This is a genomic window from Streptomyces sp. NBC_00258, from assembly GCF_036182465.1.
Classification (GTDB): domain Bacteria; phylum Actinomycetota; class Actinomycetes; order Streptomycetales; family Streptomycetaceae; genus Streptomyces.
The window spans coordinates 10,719,163-10,739,561 of sequence record NZ_CP108081.1 but is presented as its reverse complement, the minus strand read 5'-3'; the positions used below and the strand labels follow the sequence as shown (position 1 = coordinate 10,739,561).

Below are 20,399 nucleotides of genomic sequence, written 5' to 3'. Positions count from 1 at the left end.
ACCCGCCGGTCCGTCAGTCCACCGGTCCCGGGACGCTGTTCTCGTAACGAGCCGCGAGGACGGCCAGTGCGTCGTGCAGGCTCGGCGGCCGGAACATGCCCTGCGCCGACCGCCCTGCCCATCCAGGGCCTCCCAGTACGACCGTCGGATGTCTGCGTGCGCCCTTCACGCCCCAGTGCGTGGCAGCCAGGTGGCGGGCCAGGGGGATGCTCGCCGTGGAGCGTGCCTGGGCCCACAGGACGACGGCCGAGGGCCCCAGCCGCCGTACCGCGGCGGTGAGTGCCTCCGCGGGCACGGCCGCGCCGAACATCCGGGTGGGCAGGCCGTGTTCGGCGAGTCCGGCGTTCAGCGCCTCCAGCGGCAGGCTGTGCTGCTCGCCGGGTACGCAGGCCAGGACCACCGGCCCCGCGGCGGTCTCCGGCGTACCCGGCCGCAGGGACGGGGTGACACGTCGGAGCGTGGTGGAGATGTGCCAGGACAGCAGGTGCTCGACCTCTACATACCGGTCGCCGGACGACTCCCATCTGCGGCCGACGGCGTGGAGCGTCGGAACCATCACGTCCTGCCAGGCGACCGTGAGGCCGTACCGCTCGACGGCCGAGGTCAACCGGCTGTCCACGGCAGGGGCGTCGAGCCGGACAGCGGCCCGGGCAAGGCCACGGCACTCCTTGCGGACGTCGCCGGGGAGCGGCAGGCCCGCCGTGGGCGGCCGGTCGTCGTCAGCGGGTGGGCGCTCGTGGGCAGTCCGGTCGGGCGAGGGCGAGCCGCTCGTCTCCTCGACGGCCTTCTCTCCGGCGACCCCCTCTTTCGGAGCTTTCGGAGCCTCCGCGTTGACGGCCCTTTCCTCGGCCGCTCCTTGCCTGGCGGCGCGTGCCGCCTCGGCGGGCGGGACCCCGGCGGAGGTCAGCCTGCACATCGCCTCCAGCATCGCGACGTCCCGGGTCGTCCAGCGGCGGTGGCGTCCGTCGGCGCGGACGGCGGGGCCCAGGCCGTAGCGGCGGTCCCACGAGCGCAGCGTGGTCGGCGACACCCCGAACCGGCGGGCCACTGCCCCGGTCGTCAAGCCCGTATCGGCCGCCTCGACCGCCTCCGGAGAGGTGTCGTCCGGGCGGTTCGTCCCGCCCGTCGGCTCGTACATGGGCCGACTATACGACGCAGAATCGATGCGCATTGATCACCTCACGGCCCGGCTCCGACGATGGCCGCACCGGGGCACGACGTGAGGAGCCATGGTCATGAACGGACATGCGACGCCCGAACGGTCGGCGGTCACAGCGGAGGGGGACACCCCCTCCCGGGTCCCTTCGAAGGAGTCGCTCACCGGCAAGGGGCCGCTCACCGACGAGGAGTTGGCCCGCGGCTTGGCCGACGGCGACGAGGCCTGCCTGGCCGTCGCCCACCGCAGGTGGTCCGCGCTGGTCCACACCCTCGCGTGGCGCGCGCTGGGCGACGCGAGGGAGGCGGAGGACGTCACCCAGCAGGTCTTCCTGGGGGTGTGGCGCGGCCGTCACGGTTACCGGCCCGAACGCGGCGCGGTCGCGGCCTGGATCGTGGGCATCACCAGACGCAGGATCGCCGACGCCCTGGCGACCCGGACGCGTCAGGCGGAGCTCATCGCCCGGGCGGGATCCGTCCTGGTACTCACCGATCATGCGGACGAGCAGCCCGAAGCGGTCCTCGACCGGATCCTGATCCGGCGGGAGATGGCCAGGCTGCCCTCCGCCCAGCAACGAGTCCTGCGTCTGACGTTCTACGAGGACCTCACCCAGGCCCAGATCGCCCAGCGCACGGGCTGGCCGCTGGGGACGGTCAAGAGCCACGCCCGACGCGGGCTGTACCGGCTGCGTCGCTGTCTGCGTGCGGACTACGCATCTCCTGCCCCCTCCGACCCGCCCACCTCTACACATAAAGAAGAAATAAGAGCAGAATGTACATACGCGGCGTCTACCGCATACCGCACAGTAGCGGTCAGGCCTGCAGAGACAAAGGAGTCGAGTCATGGCCAACGTCTCGAACACCAGAGGTGACATAGGCAGCCACCCTGATGTATCCGAAATGCGGGATCGCTACGCCCGCATGCTCGGTGGTCGCGATGTGGCGCTCGTGGACGGACCGGTGTTCCTGCTCGGTCTGTACTGCGCCACCTCCCCGTGGATACTCCACTACACGACAAGCCAACCCGCACTCGTGACGCACAACCTCATCATGGGCATCGCGATAGGCGTTCTGGCCCTCGGATTCACCACCACCCCGACCCGGATGTACGGCCTGAGCTGGGCCATGTGCGCGATGGGTACGTGGATGATCATCTCGCCGTGGATCGTCGGCGAGAGCCCCGACGCGGGCGTCGTGCTCAACAACATCATCATCGGCGTGCTCGCCGTGGTGCTGGGGTTCATATGCGCGGCCACGTCCGCGAAGAACACATCACAGACGTAGCAGGACGTCTGCGCCGATGAGGACCGTCGGCCGGTCCGCGCGTTGACGCCGCGGACCGGCCGACGCATGCCGGGCCGGCCGGCACTTCGGTACTACGGCACCAGCCACGGTTCCTGCGGCAGTGGGCTGCCCGTCTCCAGGAGCGACTTCAGGTTGGCCAGGACGGCGGGCCAGCCGGCGGACACCTCCTTGACCGCGGTCTCGTCGGCGAGGTCCTCGTGCGTGACGGTGAGCCGGACGATCCCGCCGTGCGGCCGGATGTCGTAGGTGACCCTGGAGTACTTGTCCTCCTGGCCCTCGTCCTCGGGTGAGGCCCAGGTCGCCACCAGCCGGGTGGGCCGCTCGCTCTCCACGACGGTGCCGACCACGTCGGCGATACCCGATCCGTCGATGCGCCGATGCTCCCACCGAGAACCTGGGCGCCAGTCCTCGGAGACGTTGCTGTGACCCCAGTACGAGGCGGTCAGGTCGGCGTCGGTGAGCGCGTCCCAGACCTTCTCGGGTGTGCTGGCGATGTAGGTGACGTACACGAATGTCGGCTTGTCGCTCATGTCTTCCTCGGCTCGTCGTTTGACCGCGCTCAGCGCGCGCAGGCGCGGGCGCTCGAACTTGTCGATCCAGCGCTCCTGGATCTCGTGGAGCGGTACGGGGTTGAGGTAGTGCAGCTTTTCCCGCCCCCGCCGCACCGTGCTGACCAGGTTGGCCGCCTCCAGGACGCCCAGGTGCTGGGTGACCGACTGGCGGGTCATGTCGATGTGCTCGCACAGCTCCCCCAGCGTCTGTCCGCTGTGCTCGTGCAGCCTGTCGAGCAGCCGTCTGCGCGTCCCGTCGGCCAGGGCCTTGAAGACCTTGTCCGTCTCCGCGTCCTTGCCCGGCACTGGTCCGCCCTCCGGCTCTGGTTCCTCGTCCGATCGCACACTCAACGTTATGCAGGCAATTACCTGCATGTCAAACCTCCGGGACCGTCTGCCATCCGAGGTACCCCGGCGATATTCGCTGGCCGCAGGCGGGCGGCTCGCTCAGACTGTCGCGGTGAGCCGAACTTTCAGTGCGTGGGTGACGTCGGGTGAGGACTTTCTCGGCGCCGTCGGCCCCTTCTCCGTCGACGTGCCGTGGTGGTCCGAGGTCGAGCCGGTCGTTCAGCGCCTGCAACAGGCGCTCGGCGTGCGGGTGTTGGTGGTCCGCCTACTGTCCGTGGACGGCGGGGAGGGCGGGCGCGACGGCCATGTGACGTACCACGTCGAGGCGCTGGAGCGCCCGGGGGTACTGCTCCAACTCCCGGCGGATCCAGGGTTGTTGTACGGCACCGACCCACTGCGGGCGCCCTGGGCGCGGATCGGCGGACTCCGGGAGCTGCTCGACTGGTCGACGCGCACGCTGGCCGCGGCGGGTCGGCCGGTGACCGGGCCGGTGGAGCAGCGCCGCACATGGAACCTGGCCGGGCTTTTCCGGCTGCCGACCGACCGGGGCCCGGCCTGGCTCAAGGCCACTCCGCACTTCGCCGCGGACGAGGCGGAGGTCATCACCGCGTTCGCCCGCGTCGATCCGGGGCTGGTCCCAACCGTCCTGGGCTCCGTCGGCGGGCGCCTCCTGATGGAGCACATCCCCGGCGAGGACTGCTGGCAGGCGTCGGCGGACACCGCCGCCTCCGGAGTGCGACGCTTCGTCGCGGCGCAGGCGGCCCTCGCCGTACGGCCGGAGGAACGGCCCGCGAGCCTGCCGGACCGTCGTACGTCCGTCATCGCCGAGCGGGTCCGGGAGTTGCTCGACGGCCCTGTCTCCGGCGAGCTGACCACCCAGGAGCTGGACGTGGCACGGGAGTTGACGGACCGTTGGCGTCTGCTGGACGAGTGCGGCCTGCCGGACACGGTCGTGCACGGCGACTTCCACCCCGGCAACTGGCGCAGCGACGGCGGGCCGCCGGTGGTCGTCGACTTCGCCGACGCGCACTGGGGCAATCCGGTCCTGGACGCGCTGCGCGTGCACGCCTTCCTTCCCGAGGCGGTACGAACGGCGGCCGCCCGTGTCTGGGCGGACGCGTGGCTGGAGCAGGTGCCGGGCAGCGATCCGGCCCGAGCCCTGGCCGTCGCAGAACCGCTCGCGCATCTCGCGTACGCGGTGCGCTACCAGGAGTTCCTGGACGGCATCGAGCGGTCGGAGAGGATCTACCACCAGGACGATCCCGTGTCGGTGATCCGCGAGGCCGTGCGCCGCGCGACCGCTCCCGACCAGGGACTCGCCGATCTGGGGCGCTCCGTCGTGCGGTGATCGACACTCACGCGCCCTTGGCCGTCCGTCCGCGCGCGAGGCAGGATCGCCTCATGGACAGCCCGCTGACGCTCGCCCCGCCTCCGTACCTGCGGCTCGAAGGAGAGGGTATTCACCTGCGCGAATGGTCCGAGGAGGACATCCCCGCCCTGGTCGAGGTGTACGACGATCCGGAGATCGCCCGCTGGACCCCGGTGGCCTCGCCGTTCGACACGATGGCGGCGCAGGTCTATCTCACCGAGGCCCAGGAGGCGCGGGCGCAGGGACGCAAGGTGCAGCTCGCGATCACCACGGACGGGGTCCTGCCCCAGGGCGAGGTGCTGCTGTTCCGCAGCAAGGCCGACGAGCGGGACGTCGAGATCGCCTACGGCGTGGGAGCCGCCCACCGGGGCCGGGGGCTTGCCTCCCGGGCCGTCCGCCTCCTCTCCGAGTACGCCGTGCGCCACACGGGAGCGCGGCGCGTGGTGCTGTGCATCGAGGAGGGCAACGCGGCCAGCATCGCCGTCGCCCGGTCCACCGGCTTCACGCTCACCGACGACGAACCCGTCCTGCGGACATCACGTGGCCGGCAGATCACCCTGCGGACGTGGAGCCTCACCGGCGGCGCCACGTAACTCTCCGGGCGATTCTCGATCGCCGGAGCCCGTCCCCGGCTGGCAGGCTGCTCCCATGGATCATGCGGAGGTTCTGCTCATCGGTGGACGCGCTGGTGTCGGCAAGTCGACAGTGGGCTGGGAGGTCTCGGCCCGGCTGCGGCGGGCGCAGGTCGCCCACGCCGTGCTGGAGGGCGACTTCATGGGGCAGGTGCACCCGGCACCGGAGGACGATCCGCACCGGGCAGGGATCACCGAACGCAATCTGGCGGCGGTGTGGGGGAACTTCGCCGAACTCGGCCACCGCCGCCTCATCTATACGAACACCGTGAGCGTGCTGACCGAGGCCGCGGGCATGTTCGAGCGGGCGATGGGCGAGGACGTACGGCTCGTACGGGTCCTCCTCACCGCTTCCGACGCCACCGCCGCCAAGCGGCTGAAGGGGCGCGAGCTGGGCTCCGAGCTGGAACAGGAGCTGCGGGGCAGCACGCACAAGGCCAGGCTGCTGGAGGAACGTGCCCCCGCGGACACTGTTCGGGTGGTCACGGACGACCGCGAGGTGATCGACATCGCGCGCGAGGTGCTGGGAGTCACCGGCTGGACCGGTAACGGCGTCGGCTGAGGGAAACCGCCCGGACTGCACTCACGCCGACGGGGCACTTGTAGAGGTAAGGAGTATGACGAAGAGGGGCGAAGAGGGGCTGAGATGGAGATCTCGGGCATCATCAGTGCCATCGTGATCGGCATCATCATCGGTGTGCTGGGCCGGCTCGTTGTTCCGGGTCGTCAGCGCATCGGCATTCTGTGGACGATCGCGGTCGGCATCGTGGCCGCGCTCATCGGGTCGGCGCTGGCCAACGCGTTCGACGTGTCCGACACCAACGGGGTGGACTGGGTCGAGTGGCTGATCCAGATCGGACTCGCGGCGCTCGGTGTCGCGGCCCTGGACCGGTCGAAGGCAGGGCGCCGCTGACCACGACGGATCGCGGCGCACCGCACGCCGGCCCCCCACGAGGTGTCCGCCGTCGGCCGCATGGCGCGTCACCGTGGGAAAAGCTGTTGCAGGTCGTTCTCCGTCACGGCTAGCGTCTGCGGGTTTCCCCCCGTAGCCCGCACCGCACCTCCAACCGTGACGGAGACACCTTGCCGCACCGCATCACCGCGCTCACCGATCCCCAGCCCAGCGCGTCGAGCCGCCGTCTGGCGTGGCTCGCTTCCGACGACGAGGGGGCGCCGGTCGGATCCGCCTTCCTGCGGCTGTTCACCAAGGAAGGGCAGGAGCATCTCGCCGAGTTGGAGATCGCCGTGCACCGGGCGGAGCGCCGGTGCGGTGTCGGCGGCGGTCTCCTGGACGCGGCCGTCGCGGCGGCACGGGACGAGGGGCGCCGCTCCGTTCTCGCCCAGGCCGAGGCCGGTTCCCCCGGCGACCTCTTTCTGGCGGCGCGCGGCTTCCGCAGGGTGCTCGCGCTGACGTACGCCCGGCTCCCTCTGGCCGACGCCGACCTCCACCGCATCGACGGGATCGTCGAACAGCCCCATGAGGGCTACCGGTTGGTCCACTGGGAGGGCACGGTACCGCCCGAACTGGCCCTTACCTTCGCCCACTCGCGCCGGGCCATGGACGACATGCCGATGGACGGCACCGACTACGGCACGGTCGTCTGGGACGTGGACCGGGTGATCTCCGCCGCCGAGGCCATCGCCAAGCGGGGCGAACTGCTGCACACCGTCGCCGTGGTGGACACCGCGGACGGGTCGGTCGTCGGCTTCTCCGAGCTCGTCGTTCCCGGCGACGGCCGGGGAGACGCACAGCACTACGGGACCGGCGTGCTGCCCGAACACCGAGGCCACGGTCTCGGCCTGTGGATGAAGGCGCAGTCCATCCGTCAGGCCCGCGAACACCACCCGGAACTCGGCGGCCTGCTCACGGACACGGCGGACAGCAACGCGCACATGCGCGGCATCAACGACACGCTCGGCTACCTGCCCACGCACAGGGCGGTGGAGTACCAGCTCGATCTGTGAGACGGCGTCGTCACACCCGTGCGTTGGGGTGGGCGGGCCCGTGCAGTTGGGCGAGCGGGCCCGAGCGACGCGGTGAGCAGGGCCGGGTAGGCATGGCACCGGCCCATGGCTCCTGTCGGCTACGAGGCCGCGTACACGTACGGCGTGGTCGTCGTCAGTCGGGCGAAGCCGAGTCGTTCGAGGATGGGGCGGCTGTCGTCGGAGGCGTCGACCTGGAGGTAGCGGTAGCCGCGGTCGGCGGCGATTCGTGCGCGGTGGGCGACCAGGGCGCGGTAGATGCCGCGGCCGCGCCAGGCCTCTGCGGTGCCGCCGCCCCACAGTCCCGCGAACTGTGTGCCGGAGATGAGTTCCATGCGGGCCGAGCTCACCGGCACGCCATCGGCGAGGGCCACGACGGCGACCACGGTGTCCGGCTCTTCGGCCAGCTGGGTGAGCAGCAGGTGGCGGAACCGGGAGTTGTCCGCGCCGGGGAAGGCCTGCTCATGGACGTCGGCCATGAGGTCCACACCCGCGGCGTCGGTGACGGTCCGCAGCTCGATGCCCTGCGGCGGCCGGACGTCGAGGTCCAGCTCGCCGACCTCGGCGATCACCAGCGTCTCCTCGGGTTCGGCCGTGAAACCGGCCGCACGCAATCGTCGGCCCAGGTCGACGGGCCGGTCGTGCCCGTACAGCTTCCACTCGAACTCCCGGCCCAGGCCCGTGAAATGGCGCACCTGCTCGGCGATCGCCGCGTCCGCGTCGGCCTCGGAGAGGTCCGACCAGAGCACCCCGTTCCAGCCCTTCTCGGGTCCGACGTGCCGCACCACCCGTCCGACGCGCTCCACCACGGAGTCGAGGCCGAAGGGGCGCGCGCCCTCGCGCATGTCCCGGTCGAACAGTGTCAGTACCGCTGCGTGATCCATCACGCCACTCCAGCATCCGCGGGACGGGCGGGCAACGGAGTTTCGGGCGAGTGGGTGTCCCGACTGGCGACCGGGTGATCATTTGGCGTCGTGGAAGACCAGCCCGAGTGTGCGTCGCCGCCCGGAGCGGACCGTGCTCACCCCGTGCCGCATGGGGCCGATGGACCAACCCCGCCTGGACGCCACGGGCCGGTCGCGGGTGGTGAAGATCAGGCCGTGGCCCTGGGGCAGGGTCGTGGACGATCCCCTGGACTGGGCGCGCGGGCGCTGCTCGGTCATGATGAACTCGCCGCCCGTGAAGTCGGCTCCCGGGGCGTCGAGGCCGATCACGACCTGGAGCGGGAAGAGCAGGTCGCCGAACACGTCCCGGTGCAGGGCGTTCCAGTCGCCCGGACCGTAACGCAGCAGGATCTGGGCGGACTTGGACTGTCCGGCCGCGTGGCACCGCTCCACCCACTCCCCCAACGTGTCGGGCCACGGCGCGGGTTGGCCCAGCCTCTCGGCCCAGTCGCGTGCGACGGGCAGCAGCCGCGGGTAGAACGCCTCGCGCAACTCCCTTACGACATCAGGCAGTTCATGTGTGAAATAGCGGTACTGGCCGGAGCCGAAGCGATGGCGGGCCATGTCGATGGTCGAGCGGAATCGGCCGTCCTCGTCGTACAGGGCGGCGAGCTCGTGGCACTGTCCGGGGGTGAGGAGCTGTCCGGTGAGCGCGTTGCCGTGCTCGTCGAGTTCGCCGGTCAGGGCGGCCCAGTCCTGTTCCGCGACCCGGGCCGCCGGGTATGTGGTGTGGTTCATGGTGAGAGGTGCCTCGGAGGTCAGAGGAGGGTGGGCTGCAGAACGCCCTCGTGGGTGAGGAGCCGGACCTTGCGCTCCACGCCGCCGGCGTAGCCGCGCATGGTGCCGTCCGCGCCGATCACCCGGTGGCACGGGCGCACCAGCAGCAGGGGGTTCGCTCCGATCGCCGCGCCCAGCGCCTGGATCCGGTCCCGGGGCACACCGAGCCGCTCGGCGAGCGCGCCGTACGTGGTCGACGTGCCGTACGGAATCTCCTCCAGCGCGCGCCACACCCGCTGCTGGAAGTCCGTGCCGCCCTCGGTGAACTCGATGTCGAACTCGGTGAGTTCACCGGCGAAGTAGGCGGTCAGCTGCCGGGCGACGGCCTCGAAACGGTCGGGGTCACTCCGCCGACCGGGCTTCTCGGCAGGGGCGTTCCGCTGCCCCGGCATGGACAGCGATGTCAACGTGACGCCGTCCGGGGTCTCTTCACCGACCAGTAGCAGTTCGCCCAGCGGGCTGTCGAACGTCGTGCAGGCGGTCATCGTGGCCTCCCTTTCATACGCTTTCGTTCCACTCCTCATACTGAGGTGTCCCGATCACGGATGCTGGCGGGATTCGGACGCCACGCTGCGCTGCCGGTGAAGGCGGTCACCCCGGCCTGACGCCCGGCGGGAGCCGGGCCGGAGTGACCCTCTGGGTCACTTGAAGAAGCGCAGCGGCACCGCCCGTGCCATCGCCTCCCGGCCCGCGTCGTTGGTGTGCAGGTGGTCGCCGCTGTCGTAGGCGGCGAGGAGCCGCTCGGGATCGGCCGGGTCGCGCAGCGCGGCGTCGAAGTCGATCACACCGTCGTACTCGCCGCTCGTGCGCAGCCAGTGGTTGAAGGTCTGGCGCGCCGCCGCGTTCTCGGGCGTGTAGAAGCCGAGTGTGTCGTTCTTGAACGGCGTGATCGTGGCTCCGTAGATCCGCAGTCCGCGCTCGTGGGCGCGGGCGATGAGCTGCCGGTGGCCGTCGATCAGGTCCTGTCCGTTCACCTTCTCGGAGAGCGGGGCGATGTTGCCGGGATGGCCCAGGTCGTTCACGCCGAGCAGGACGAGGACATGGCGGACTCCTGGCTGGGCGGCCACGTCGCGGTCGAAGCGTTTGAGTCCGCTCTCACCGAAGTACGCGGCGTACGCCTCCGCGGGGTGGCCGGCCGGCGGGTTGGGGTCATGGAGCAGCCGGTTGCCGCTGATGCCCTTGTTGAGGACGCCGACGGGGTGGCGGGGGCCGCCGGGGCCTTGGAGACGCTGGGCGAGATAGTCGGTCCAGCGGTGGTTGGTGCCGAGGGTGGTGTCGGCCGTGATGGAGTCCCCGAGGGCGACCGCGGCCGATGCCTTGCCGGTGCCGGAGGGCCCTGTGGAGGTGGCTCGTACGCTCACGCCGGTCAGGAAGTACCAGCGCTCGGTTACGGACTGGGGCTCGATCTTGGTGTCGCCCGTGACGTTGCCCGCCGCGATGTAACTGCGCTGCGCGGCGAAGGAGTTGACCGTCGATCCCGGTGTGCTCTCGGGGAGGTGGAGGCTCACGACGAGATCGGAACGCGCGGGCACGCGGAGCGTGACGGGGTCGCTGAGGGCGGGCGCTCCTGCGGGGATCGAGACCGAGGACTTGCCCGAGAAGGTCAGCCTGCGGTCCGTGGCGGGGTCGATGGTCGGCTCGTCCGTGCCTGGCGCGCGGCGGGCTATGCGTACCTCGCCGATCTTCAGCGGCTGCTTGCCGAACTCGTTCGAGAGGCGGATGCGCAGGGCGGTTCCGGCGATGCTGGTGTGCACGATCTGGCGGATCGTCTGGTCGTGGAAGGTCGTGGTGTCCGTCTTGGGGACGGTGGTGGGGGCGGTGGCCCAGGTGCCCGTCCAGGTCGTCGGTGCGGGTGCCTGTGCGGAGGCCGGGGCTGAAGGCGCGAGGGCGGCTCCCAGCAGGAGGGCTCCGGTGAGTAAGGCGGAGAGTCTCTGGCGGACAGTCAGGTGTTTCACGTGCGGCTCCTCGTCGTCCGGAGGAAGAGGTGGGCGGGTGTCGTGCGTTGGACGTCGGCTGCCGGTGCGTTGTGGCTTGTCGCGCAGCTCCTCGCGCCCCTGGCGTGCCACCGTGGCCCGGCCTCCGACTGGGGAGGCCGGGCCACGGAAGGGCGATCCCGAAAGTTTCGGCGGGATTTACGAATGAGCGGTCGTGACGATAGAGACGGCTGTTACTCCCGTCAAGACGTGGAGGCGTGCACGGCAGCCCTGCCCGGGGCGTCCGGTACGGCCCATGCCGCGGTGAACCCGCGCCCGGTGGCGACCAACCCCATGCGCTCGCCCAGGAAGTAGCCGCGCGGGCTGGCCTCGTCGGGGATCCTCGGCGCCCGGCGCATGTCGAACGACGTCGGGGTCAGCCGGGTCTCCCGCCAGGTCGCCGCATCGCTCGTACAGTCGGCGGACTGCGGTCGGCAGCGCACCAGCCAACGGTCCGTCAGCAGCGCCTCACCCGAGTCGTTGTGCCGGAAGTCGGAGTGGGAGACGGCGACCGTGCCGTCGTCGTCGACCGCCAAGGCGACGGTGAAGGCCTGCTGGTTGGGCTGCGGGATGCCGGTCGGCGTGCGGTTCACCTTCACCGGCGCGGACCAGGTGCGGCCACCGTCGTCGGAGGCGGCCATGGCCACGGAGTCGACGGCGCCGTCGGTGAACCGCGAGTCCTGCCAGGCCACGTGGATGCGCCCGGTGCGGCGGTCGACGGCCGTGTCGGAGAGCAGGCTGGTGGTGTGCGAGACCTGTTCACCGGATTCGGGGTCCTGGAACAGGAACTTGGTGCGCAGGTCGGCAACCTTCACGGGCGCGGACCAGGTCCGGCCGCCGTCGGTGGACCGTACGGCCTGAAGGGTGAGCCGGCCAGTGATCGGACCCTCGCCGAAACGGACCAGGGTGTGGACGTCCACCAGCGTGCCGTCGTCGAGCACGGTCAGCCGGTGGCCGGAGACGAGCTGACGGTCGCCGGCGTCCACCACCAGGGTGGGCGGCCGCCAACTGCGTCCGCCGTCGGTGCTGCGGCTGATCCAGGCGTCGTTGCGGGTCCGCTCGGCCGCCGGGAAGCGCGGGGTGACGACGTACAGCGCGTCCGGATCTCGCGGGTCCGCGACCGCCGGGCCGGAGGCGACGCCGCCCCGCGCCGGATCGGTCTCCTCGATGACCACGGCGGGCCGTGTCCAGGTCCGGCCGCCGACGTCGGAACGTATCGACAAGCTCGCACTGGCGGAGCCGTCGGCCATGGCGAGACCGCCGGTGACCAGCAGCGCACCGTCCGCGGTGAACGTCACGGCGGGTTCGTCGACGTAGTCGTAGCGGCCTCCCGAGCATCGGGTCAGGTGTGGAACGACGGTGCGTTTCCAGGACGTTCCGCCGTCACGCGTGACGGCCAGCACGACGCCGCGCTGGCGGTCCTGCGGCCACACCGCCGCGATACGACGGGGGTCGCCCGGGTCGGCGGCGAGCTGCGGCTCGATGGCGCCGTCTGCCATCTTGCCGTCGAGCGCTCCGGGCGCGCAGCCGGCGAACGGACTCGCTCCGGACAGCCGCACGGGTTTGTGCCAGTGGCCGTCGGGCGTCGCGCCGGCCGAGGTGCCCGACAGTGCGAGCGCCGGTAACAGGACAGCCGTCAGCACGGTCAGGGAACGAAGGCGAGAGGGCGGGGCAGAGCGCACGGGTGGCTCCTTCCAGATGGTTGTCACCATCCTCGGAAGGCGCTCCCGCCCTGTCGTCGTACGCGTGGAGCTGTCGCCCCTACCTCCCCGGGAGTAGCCCGCCCCGCCTCGGCCGCCCGGCGGACTTGCCCTCACACTGATGTGAACGTTTCAGCATGGGCCGTATGACGACCGCACCGATCGCCGGAGGACCCGGCACGCCCACATCGAGGCCCACGTCCACCGAGCCCGGACTGCCCCTCTCGGGGCTGCTCGCCCTGTCCGCGGCCGCCTTCACCGCCGTACTGACGGAGCTCCTTCCGGCAGGTCTGCTGCCGCGGATGGCACCGGATCTCGGAGTCTCCGAGGCACGGGTGGGCTTCCTGGTGACCGGCTACGCGGTCGCGTCGTTCCTCGCCGCGATCCCCCTCACCGCCGCGCTGCGCGGGCTGCCGCGGCGACCCGTCCTCATCGGCGCGCTGCTCGGTTTCGCGGCCGCCAACGCCGTCACCGCGCTGTCGTCCTCGTACGGGCTGACGTTCGCGGCACGGCTCGTCGCCGGGGCCATGGGCGGCACGCTGTGGGCGATGCTCGTCGGGTACGCCGCCCGTATGGTGCCCGCGGAGCGGCGCGGCCGGGCCATCGCGATCGTGCTGGCGGGCATCACGCTCGCGCTCTCCCTGGGGCTTCCCGCGGGCACGGCGCTGGCCGACGCACTGGGCTGGCGTGCGGCCTTCGCGTCGCCGGCGCTGCTCGCCGTGCTGCTCGTGGTGTGGATACGACGCCGGGTGCCGGGCTTTCCCGGTGAGGCGCGGGGCGAGCGCGTGCCGTTGCCCCGCGTCGCCGCGCTGCCCGGCATCGGCACGGTCCTGTCCGTCACGCTGACGCTGCTCGTCGGCCACCAGGTGATGTACACGTACGTGGCACCGTTCTCGGAGAACGCGGGCTTCGGCCGTACGGGGCCGGTGCTGCTGGTCTTCGGCGCCGCGACCGTCGTCGGGATCTGGCTCACCGGGGTGTTGATCGACCGGTATCCGCGCCGCACCCTGCTGGCTGCGCTCGCTCTGCTCGCGGCCGCGATGCTCACGCTGGGCACGTACGCCGGCCATGGGGCCGTGCTCCTGGTCGCAGTCGCGCTGTGGGGCATGGCGTTCGGCGGCGCGCCGACGCTCATCCAGACCGCGCTGGTCGACGCCTCCGGTCCCGCCAACGCCGACGTGGCCACCTCGCTGCAGACCACGGTCTACAACGCGGGCATCGCGGCCGGTTCCCTCACCGGCGGTCTGATCCTTGAGGGCTCGGGCGCGGACGCCCTCCCCTGGACGACATTTCTGCTGGTCACGGTGACGCTCACGATCGTGGCCGCGGGGCGCCGGCACGCCTTTCCCTCGCGGCGCCGCACGGAGTTGAGTACGGTCGGTCCAAGGTCAACAGGAGGGCGGGTACGGCATGGTGAGTGAATCCGAGCTGAAGCATCTGCGCCGCTGTGTGGAGCTCGCGACCGAGGCGCTGGACTCCGGTGACGAGCCGTTCGGGTCGGTACTGGCGGGTGCGGACGGCACGGTCCTGGCCGAGGACCACAACCGGGTGGCTTCCGGAGACCGGACCCGCCACCCGGAATTCGAGCTGGCTCGCTGGTCGGCGGCGCATCTGACGCCGGAGGAGAGGGCCGCTGCGACCGTCTACACGTCCGGCGAGCACTGCCCGATGTGCGCGGCGGCACACGGCTGGGTGGGTCTGGGCCGCATCGTGTACGTGGCGTCGTCCGAGCAACTGTCGTCCTGGCTCGGGGAGTTGGGCGTCCCCGCTCCCCCGGTCCGACCACTGCCGATCCAGGAAGTGGCACCAGCGGTGCTCGTCGAGGGGCCGATCCCGGAGCTGGCCGACGAGGTGCGGGCCCTGCACCGGCGGTTCCATCACGCGGAGGGATAGGCCCTCTTGGCGGCGACCAGCCGTTCCAGTTCCTCCCAGAGCTCGCTCTCACGGGCGGGGTCGTACGACGCGGGCGAGGACCGGACGGGACGGCCGCGGTCGAGATAACTCCCGGACGGGGCGACCGGCACCCCGACGGCGGCCTCGGCCAGTTTGCGGCCGGACGCGCGCGGGTTGGTCGAGCTCGGATGGACGCGGGTGAGGTGCAGCAGGCTGTTCCAGGCGAGGCGGTCCAGCGGTCCCGCCTCACGGGCGAGGCCGGTGCCCGGCATCAGACCGGGGTCGAAGGTGTAGACGCCGATGCCCTCGGGGGTGTGACGGTCCAGCTCGTGGGCGAGGTGCACGGTGGCCAGCTTGCTCGCCGCGTACGCGGACCGGCCGGCCCTGACGGTGCCGGCGTCCGGGGTCGTCCAGGGCAGCGCCAGCTCGGCGACCGAAGCACTGCGCGGCGGCGGAGTCAGCCCCCACGTGTGCCGGAAGTCCCCGAAATGCGTGCCGCTGCCGACGAGGACGACGCGCCCCGGCGCCGTCAGCCGGTCCTGAAGCCGCCGGATCAGCAGATGGTGCCCGAGCACGTTGGTGCCGAAGGTGACTTCGAAGCCGTCGGCCGTCCGATCCGTGGCGGTGACGGCCTGCGTGCCCGCGTTCGCCACCACGGCACGCAGCGGCGGGAGTTCCCCGGAGTCGACCAACTCCCTTATGGAGTCGGCCGCTTGGCGTACGGAGTCGAGTGAGCCCAGGTCGCAGGCGACACCGCGCACCCGCGGTGAGCCGCTCTCGGCGGCGAGCCGCGCCGCGAGTCCGTCCGGATCCGAGCGGACGGCGACGAGGAGATGGAGGTCGGGGCGGTCGCGCAGGAGCGTCAGGGCGGTGGCGCGTCCGAGGCCGCGGCCCGCGCCGGTGAGGAGGACGGTTCCGGGAGAGGGGATGGCAGTCATGGCTTGCTCCGGCCGTGTGAGAGGGGGTGGGGCACGAGCAGACGGAGAATCGATCCGCCCGCAGGTAAATCGGTTCTCGATACCAAACGGTACTCGATACCGTTATGGATCGGGTACCCCGTGGCCCGATACCCTGGCCCCATGGACAACGGCAAGCCGCTGAGCAGCGACGACGAGATCCCTCTCCGGGAGCGCAAGCGGCTGCGGACCCGTGGCGCCCTGATCGACGCGGCCATGGAGCTCTTCGTCGAGCACGGCTTCGAGGCGGTCACGGTCACCGACATCGCCCGCCGCGCCGAAGTCGGCCGGACGACCTTCTTCCGCTACTTCACCGACAAGCAGGAAGTGCTCTTCGCGGACGAAGAGCAGCACCGCGAGGCGTTCGTCTCCGCCGTCGACGACGCTGCCGCCGCCCTCGCTCCCATCGGCGACTCGCTCGACCGCGCACTGGACGTGGGCCGCGCGGGCCTGAGCGCACTGGTGGGGAGCATCGCCGAACACACCACGTGGCTCGCCGAACGCGAGCGCCTGATCAACGGGGATCCCGCGCTGCTCGCCCGCAGCCTGCTGAAGCAGCGCGCGTACGCGGCCGCGGCGATCGACGTGCTGGAACGCCACGGATCCGACCGGGAGACGGCCGTGCTCGCCGCCGCCGTCTGCCAGGCCTGCTACGAGACCGCCGTCGCCCTGACAGACGCCGAGCCGGACCGGCTGCCGGGCGCCATGGTGGCCACTTTCGAACGATTGTCCGCGCGGCGCGCGAACGTACGCGACGACTGAGCCGTACGAGAGGGGGCAGGCGGGACGGATCGGTTCCCCCGCCCCGAGGCCAGGAGATGTGGTGTCGCAAGACTTATCAGCCCATGCGCCCGTAGCTCTGCGGGAACGCCTACCGGAAAAACGGGCCAAGCCGACGTCCGCCCGCAGGGACCCGTACTTCGACAACGCGAAGTACCTCACCATCGTGCTGGTGGCCTGCGGCCACGCGTGGGAGCCGCTGACCCACGGCAGCAGAGCCGCGACGGCGGCGTATCTGACCGTGTACGCCTTCCACATGCCGGCGTTCGCGCTCATCTCCGGCTATTTCTCCCGGAGTTTCGACATGGCGCCGGGTCGGGTGCGCCGGCTGCTGACGACCGTCGTCGTGCCGTACTTCGTCTTCGAGACCGCCTACACGCTCTTCTACCGCTGGGCGCAGGACGATCCGGGCTATCCGTTCAGCCTGCTCGATCCCTGGTATGTGATGTGGTTCCTGGTCGCGCTGTTCATCTGGCGGCTGACGACCCCGATCTGGCTGGCGCTGCGCCACCCGGTTCCGATCGCGCTGGGTTTCGCCGTGCTGGCCGCCGTCTCACCCGACCTGGGCGGGGACATCTCGATCCAGCGGACATTGGGATTCCTGCCGTTCTTCGTGCTCGGACTGACGCTGCGCGCCGAGCACTTCGAGCGGCTGCGCACCTGGCACGTACGGCTGCTCGCGCTGCCGGTGGTCGCGTTGGCACTCGGTGCGGCGTACGCGGTGGCGCCCTGGTTCAGCGCCGGATGGTTCTACCACCGGGGCAGCGTCACGGGCCAGGGCGCGCCGGCCTGGGCGGGGCTGTTCACCACTCCTGCGCTGTTCTGTCTCGCGCTCGTCCTGACCGCCTGCTTCCTGGCCTGGATACCGGGCCGGCACCTGTGGTGCACCGCTCTGGGCGCCGGGACGATGTACGGCTATCTGCTGCACGGCTTCGTCATCAAGGCGTCCCGCTTCTGGGACTGGTACGACCACGCATGGGTGCGTACCCCGCTGGGCGAACTGGCCGTCACGGCCGCCGCCGTGGGGCTCATCACGGTGCTGTGCTCGGGCCCGGTCCGCTCCGTGTTCCGGTTCGTCGTGGAGCCCCGCATGGCATGGATGTTCAGCCACCGCGGCGAGACCCCGACGGCCGGCAGACGCCCGTCCGGCTAGCCCAGTTCGAGGGTCGTGACCCCGTAGACCCGGTCCGTGGCGTGCGGGCGGACGGGCCCGGTGTACATCCGGGCCGTCTCGAACGACGGAGTCAGACCGTGCTGCTCGGCCAGGGCGACGCCCGCCGCACTCGTCTCGGGGATGTCGACGGAGACCGGGCGGCCGTCGGCCTCGGCGGCCATGGCGGCGAAGAGGGCGCGGGCGTCCTCGGCGGTGTCGGCGAACAACGGTCCGATGCGCAGCGAGCTGAGCGCGGGCCGGATCACGCTGTAGCCGGTGAGCCGCCCGTCGACGATTCGGACCAGGGCACGGTGCCCGGGCCCGGTGAGCCAGTGCTCGACGAAGCGCGCCCGGTCGGCGGGGTAACAGACGCTGTCGTAGGCCGTGATCGCGTCGAGGTCCGCCGCCTCGGCGACGCGGACGCCGCTTCCTTCCGACTCCCCCGCGGCCGGGACGCCTCCGAACCGAAAGGTCTTGTAGGCGAGTTCGAACCCCGACTGGCGGTAGTTGCCCTGCTGGGCGACCACGCCGTCGAGCCCGATGGTCCGGCCGCCCGCGTGGGCGAGGGCCGTCTTCCAGGTGGTGAGGCCGTAGCCGCGGCCCCGCAGATCGGGGCGTACGAGATAGCAGCCCAGGAACGCGTAGTCGGCACCGTAGTTGACGACGGAGATCGCGGAGACCGGCTCCCCGTCGATCCTGCCGAGGAAGAACCCCTCGGGATCCTGGGTGAAGAAACACGCGCCGTCCGACTCCCCGGGATCCCACCCCTCGTCCGCCGCCCACCCCTTGATCACCGGCCAGTCGTCGAGCGAGGCCTGCGTGACGACGATGCCTTCGGGGCTCGGAGAGGTCATCTGTGCGCTCCATTGTCGGAAGGGGGTCGGAGAGGGGGGAACACGGCAAGCGGAGTGCGGTGGTCGGCCGCACCGCGCAGCATCCTTCCCGATGTCCTCGGTGCGTGGCGCGGCAATGAGCCAGTGTCCTTCGCAGGCAGTGGTACAGGTCCGGCGGCCACGCCTAGGGTTGCCGTTCATGGATCATGTGACACTGCGCCCGGTGGGCGAGGACGACCTGACCGTGATGGAGCGGTTCCTGACCGAACCCGAGGAGGCCTCGCCCTTCCAGTGGTACGGCTGGTGGGACACCGGCCGCTGGCGTCGGCAGTGGGCCGAGACCGGTCTGATCACGGACGAGGCGGGCCATCTGATCGTGGTGCTCGACGGTGAGGCGGTGGGGTTCGTGGCCTGGCGCAAGGTCGTGGCCACACGCACTTCGTACTACTGGAACATGGGGATCGCGCTGCTGCGGGAGGCCCGTGGCAAGGGGGTGGGTACGCGGGCGCAGCGGCTGCTGGTCGAGTACCTGTTCGCGCACACGCAGGTGGTCCGGATCGAGGCGGACACCGAGGTGGAGAACATCGCCGAGCAACGAGCCCTGGAGAAGACGGGGTTCACACGCGAGGGCGTGCTGCGGAGTGCGGGGTTCCGCGATGGGCGGTGGCGGGACGCGGTGCGGTACAGCGTGCTGCGCGACGACGTGGCCCCGGCCGGTCCCTGAGCGCCGGGCCGTGAGGGGTGGTCCCGGGCAAGAGGAACGTACCGGGCATGAGAGGCCTGCGGGCGCCGGCAGAGGGAGACCCCACCGGTTGGTGTGCCCGGTGGGGTCTTCCGTCCTCGGAGGTGTCACTCGACTGGGAATCGACGCGGTGTTCTGCCGTGGGACGATTCAGCGCACTGCCGAGGGGGCGGTTCGCGGACGACCGTGGGTGCGGGTCCGTCCACGACCGGGACCACGTCCGCGGGCCCGGTCCGCCCGGTCCTAGTGGGCGACCGCGGTCCAGGTCGACGTACGGTCGCCGGCTCGGGCCCACGACCGGCCGCGAGCTCGGCGGACCGAGCGCAGGCTCGGGTCAGGAGCCGTCCGCGGACTCCGGCCCACCCGCACCCGCGTGCCCGGACCGGGGCACGACAGCCGTCCGGAAGCGCCGGTACAGCGCGGCGCCGCCCAGCATCAGCGCGGCGCTGGCCGCGACCGTCGGACCCATCAGGTCCGTGCCGGTCTGGGCGAGGGACGCTCCGGGCTCCTGCGGCACGGCCCGCGGCGCCTCCGGCTCCACCTCCGGCTTCGCCGGCCGCTCCGGCTTCTTCGGCGGCTCCACCGGCTTCGGGGCGGGGGGCGACACCGGCTTGTCCGGGTGGTGCGGCCGCTCCCGGGACGTGTTCGTGGACTCGTTGCCGACGGCGGGGTTGCCGATGCCGACGACGCTCACCGAGTTGCCGGTGACGTTCACGGGGAGCTGGATCGGGAGTTGCACGCCGTTGCCGGAGATCACACCCGGTGAATCCTTCGCCCCTCCCCCGGCGACCGCACCGGCGGAACCCTCATGGGCACCGCCGCCCTTGCCGTCGCCGCCCTTGCTGTGGCCGCCCTCGTTGGCGCAGCGGTTGCCCGCTGCGGGGTTGAGGAGTCCGACCACGTTCACCGTGTTCCCGCACGCGTTCACCGGAACGTGCACCGGGAGCTGAATGGTGTTGCCGGAGATCACCCCCGGCGAGTGGGCCGTGCCGCCGTCCGCCGCGGAGTCCGCGTACACCGGCATCGTCACGGCCACGGCGCCGGAGGCGGCGGCCGCGATGATCAAACCATTTCGGGCAACCCGTTTCATAGGTTCCCTGCCTTCCAGACATGGTCGCGGGCACTCACCCGCACCGGATAAAACGCCGGTGGGCGATGCGGGTTAGTGGGTTGCCGATTTTTCACCCCAACGGGCGGTGCCCCAGTCGAACTGTCCGGCGCGATGCCGTGACGCCGCGCCGTGGGGCGCGCGGCGTGCAGGCCAGGGCCATAGGCGCAGGTCCGCCCGCCGGGAGGCGTGCCCGG

Annotated in this window: 21 protein-coding genes and 1 pseudogene; 12 read left to right on the top strand and 10 right to left on the bottom strand. The window is 71.2% G+C overall.

What is annotated here, in order from left to right:
- Window positions 1–13: 13 nt before the first annotated feature.
- Entirely contained in the window at window positions 14–1,138 is a 1,125-nt protein-coding gene (locus tag OG718_RS47690; protein ID WP_143633869.1) for a MerR family transcriptional regulator, read from the bottom strand.
- A gap of 97 nt (window positions 1,139–1,235) precedes the next feature.
- Between OG718_RS47690 and OG718_RS47685 the strand changes: the two are divergent.
- A pseudogene (locus OG718_RS47685) lies at window positions 1,236–1,865 on the top strand (sigma-70 family RNA polymerase sigma factor); the annotation flags it as partial.
- Between the two features lie 133 nt (window positions 1,866–1,998).
- Window positions 1,999–2,439: an SPW repeat protein gene (locus OG718_RS47680; protein ID WP_143633866.1), complete on the top strand. Its 441-nt coding sequence runs from the start codon at window positions 1,999–2,001 to the stop codon at window positions 2,437–2,439.
- Window positions 2,440–2,531: 92 nt separating this feature from the next.
- Here the strand turns inward: OG718_RS47680 and OG718_RS47675 are convergent, their stop codons facing one another.
- Complete coding sequence (locus OG718_RS47675) at window positions 2,532–3,317, bottom strand: ArsR/SmtB family transcription factor (protein ID WP_260694939.1); 786 nt, start codon at window positions 3,315–3,317, stop codon at window positions 2,532–2,534.
- 154 nt (window positions 3,318–3,471) lie between these two features.
- Here OG718_RS47675 and OG718_RS47670 point away from each other — a divergent pair, with 154 nt between their 5' ends.
- The 5 genes from OG718_RS47670 (at window position 3,472) to OG718_RS47650 (ending at window position 7,325) form a co-directional block, all read left to right on the top strand.
- Window positions 3,472–4,707: an aminoglycoside phosphotransferase family protein gene (locus OG718_RS47670; protein WP_328847121.1), complete on the top strand. Its 1,236-nt coding sequence runs from the start codon at window positions 3,472–3,474 to the stop codon at window positions 4,705–4,707.
- A gap of 53 nt (window positions 4,708–4,760) precedes the next feature.
- Window positions 4,761–5,321 (top strand): GNAT family N-acetyltransferase, encoded by a 561-nt coding sequence (locus OG718_RS47665; protein WP_143633859.1) that lies wholly within the window; start codon window positions 4,761–4,763, stop codon window positions 5,319–5,321.
- 55 nt (window positions 5,322–5,376) lie between these two features.
- Window positions 5,377–5,922, top strand: coding sequence for a hypothetical protein (locus OG718_RS47660; RefSeq protein WP_143633857.1), 546 nt, complete (start codon window positions 5,377–5,379; stop codon window positions 5,920–5,922).
- Window positions 5,923–6,006: 84 nt separating this feature from the next.
- On the top strand, window positions 6,007–6,273 hold the full coding sequence (locus OG718_RS47655; protein WP_143633856.1) for a GlsB/YeaQ/YmgE family stress response membrane protein: 267 nt from the start codon (window positions 6,007–6,009) through the stop codon (window positions 6,271–6,273).
- A 170-nt stretch (window positions 6,274–6,443) separates the two neighbouring features.
- Window positions 6,444–7,325, top strand: coding sequence for a GNAT family N-acetyltransferase (locus tag OG718_RS47650; protein WP_143633854.1), 882 nt, complete (start codon window positions 6,444–6,446; stop codon window positions 7,323–7,325).
- 119 nt (window positions 7,326–7,444) lie between these two features.
- Here OG718_RS47650 and OG718_RS47645 read toward each other — a convergent pair whose 3' ends face one another.
- The 5 genes from OG718_RS47645 to OG718_RS47625 all read right to left on the bottom strand — a co-directional run bounded on the left by OG718_RS47645 (window position 7,445) and on the right by OG718_RS47625 (window position 12,719).
- Window positions 7,445–8,227 carry a GNAT family N-acetyltransferase gene (locus OG718_RS47645; RefSeq protein ID WP_143633853.1) on the bottom strand — a complete coding sequence of 261 codons (783 nt, stop codon included), beginning with the start codon at window positions 8,225–8,227 and terminating at the stop codon, window positions 7,445–7,447.
- Window positions 8,228–8,305: 78 nt separating this feature from the next.
- Window positions 8,306–9,025 carry a 2OG-Fe(II) oxygenase gene (locus OG718_RS47640; RefSeq protein WP_328847120.1) on the bottom strand — a complete coding sequence of 240 codons (720 nt, stop codon included), beginning with the start codon at window positions 9,023–9,025 and terminating at the stop codon, window positions 8,306–8,308.
- A gap of 20 nt (window positions 9,026–9,045) precedes the next feature.
- Window positions 9,046–9,549: a methylated-DNA--[protein]-cysteine S-methyltransferase gene (locus tag OG718_RS47635; protein WP_328847119.1), complete on the bottom strand. Its 504-nt coding sequence runs from the start codon at window positions 9,547–9,549 to the stop codon at window positions 9,046–9,048.
- A gap of 156 nt (window positions 9,550–9,705) precedes the next feature.
- Window positions 9,706–11,019 carry an SGNH/GDSL hydrolase family protein gene (locus OG718_RS47630; RefSeq protein WP_328847118.1) on the bottom strand — a complete coding sequence of 438 codons (1,314 nt, stop codon included), beginning with the start codon at window positions 11,017–11,019 and terminating at the stop codon, window positions 9,706–9,708.
- A gap of 221 nt (window positions 11,020–11,240) precedes the next feature.
- Complete coding sequence (locus OG718_RS47625) at window positions 11,241–12,719, bottom strand: sialidase family protein (protein ID WP_328847117.1); 1,479 nt, start codon at window positions 12,717–12,719, stop codon at window positions 11,241–11,243.
- A 164-nt stretch (window positions 12,720–12,883) separates the two neighbouring features.
- Here OG718_RS47625 and OG718_RS47620 point away from each other — a divergent pair, with 164 nt between their 5' ends.
- On the top strand, window positions 12,884–14,158 hold the full coding sequence (locus OG718_RS47620) for an MFS transporter (RefSeq protein WP_328847116.1): 1,275 nt from the start codon (window positions 12,884–12,886) through the stop codon (window positions 14,156–14,158).
- Window positions 14,148–14,630, top strand: coding sequence for a nucleoside deaminase (locus OG718_RS47615; protein ID WP_328847115.1), 483 nt, complete (start codon window positions 14,148–14,150; stop codon window positions 14,628–14,630). The genes OG718_RS47620 and OG718_RS47615 overlap by 11 nt, the downstream gene beginning before the upstream one ends.
- Here OG718_RS47615 and OG718_RS47610 read toward each other — a convergent pair.
- Entirely contained in the window at window positions 14,615–15,568 is a 954-nt protein-coding gene (locus OG718_RS47610; protein WP_328847114.1) for an SDR family NAD(P)-dependent oxidoreductase, read from the bottom strand. The two genes, OG718_RS47615 and OG718_RS47610, sit on opposite strands and share 16 nt — an antisense overlap.
- A gap of 141 nt (window positions 15,569–15,709) precedes the next feature.
- Between OG718_RS47610 and OG718_RS47605 the strand changes: the two genes are divergently transcribed.
- The gene (locus OG718_RS47605) at window positions 15,710–16,348 is read left to right on the top strand and encodes a TetR family transcriptional regulator (RefSeq protein ID WP_328847113.1); all 639 of its coding nucleotides are present in this window, start codon (window positions 15,710–15,712) and stop codon (window positions 16,346–16,348) included.
- A 97-nt stretch (window positions 16,349–16,445) separates the two neighbouring features.
- The gene (locus OG718_RS47600; protein ID WP_328847961.1) at window positions 16,446–17,519 is read left to right on the top strand and encodes an acyltransferase family protein; all 1,074 of its coding nucleotides are present in this window, start codon (window positions 16,446–16,448) and stop codon (window positions 17,517–17,519) included.
- On the opposite strand, the gene OG718_RS47595 is transcribed toward OG718_RS47600, so the two are convergent.
- A complete protein-coding gene (locus OG718_RS47595; RefSeq protein ID WP_328847112.1) occupies window positions 17,516–18,373 on the bottom strand; it encodes a GNAT family N-acetyltransferase in 858 nt (285 codons plus the stop codon). The two genes, OG718_RS47600 and OG718_RS47595, sit on opposite strands and share 4 nt — an antisense overlap.
- Window positions 18,374–18,551: 178 nt before the next feature.
- On the opposite strand from OG718_RS47595, the gene OG718_RS47590 reads away from it, so the two are divergent.
- The gene (locus tag OG718_RS47590) at window positions 18,552–19,076 is read left to right on the top strand and encodes a GNAT family N-acetyltransferase (RefSeq protein WP_143633832.1); all 525 of its coding nucleotides are present in this window, start codon (window positions 18,552–18,554) and stop codon (window positions 19,074–19,076) included.
- 352 nt (window positions 19,077–19,428) lie between these two features.
- Here OG718_RS47590 and OG718_RS47585 read toward each other — a convergent pair whose 3' ends face one another.
- A complete protein-coding gene (locus tag OG718_RS47585) occupies window positions 19,429–20,184 on the bottom strand; it encodes a chaplin (RefSeq protein ID WP_328847111.1) in 756 nt (251 codons plus the stop codon).
- Between the last annotated feature and the right edge of the window lie 215 nt (window positions 20,185–20,399).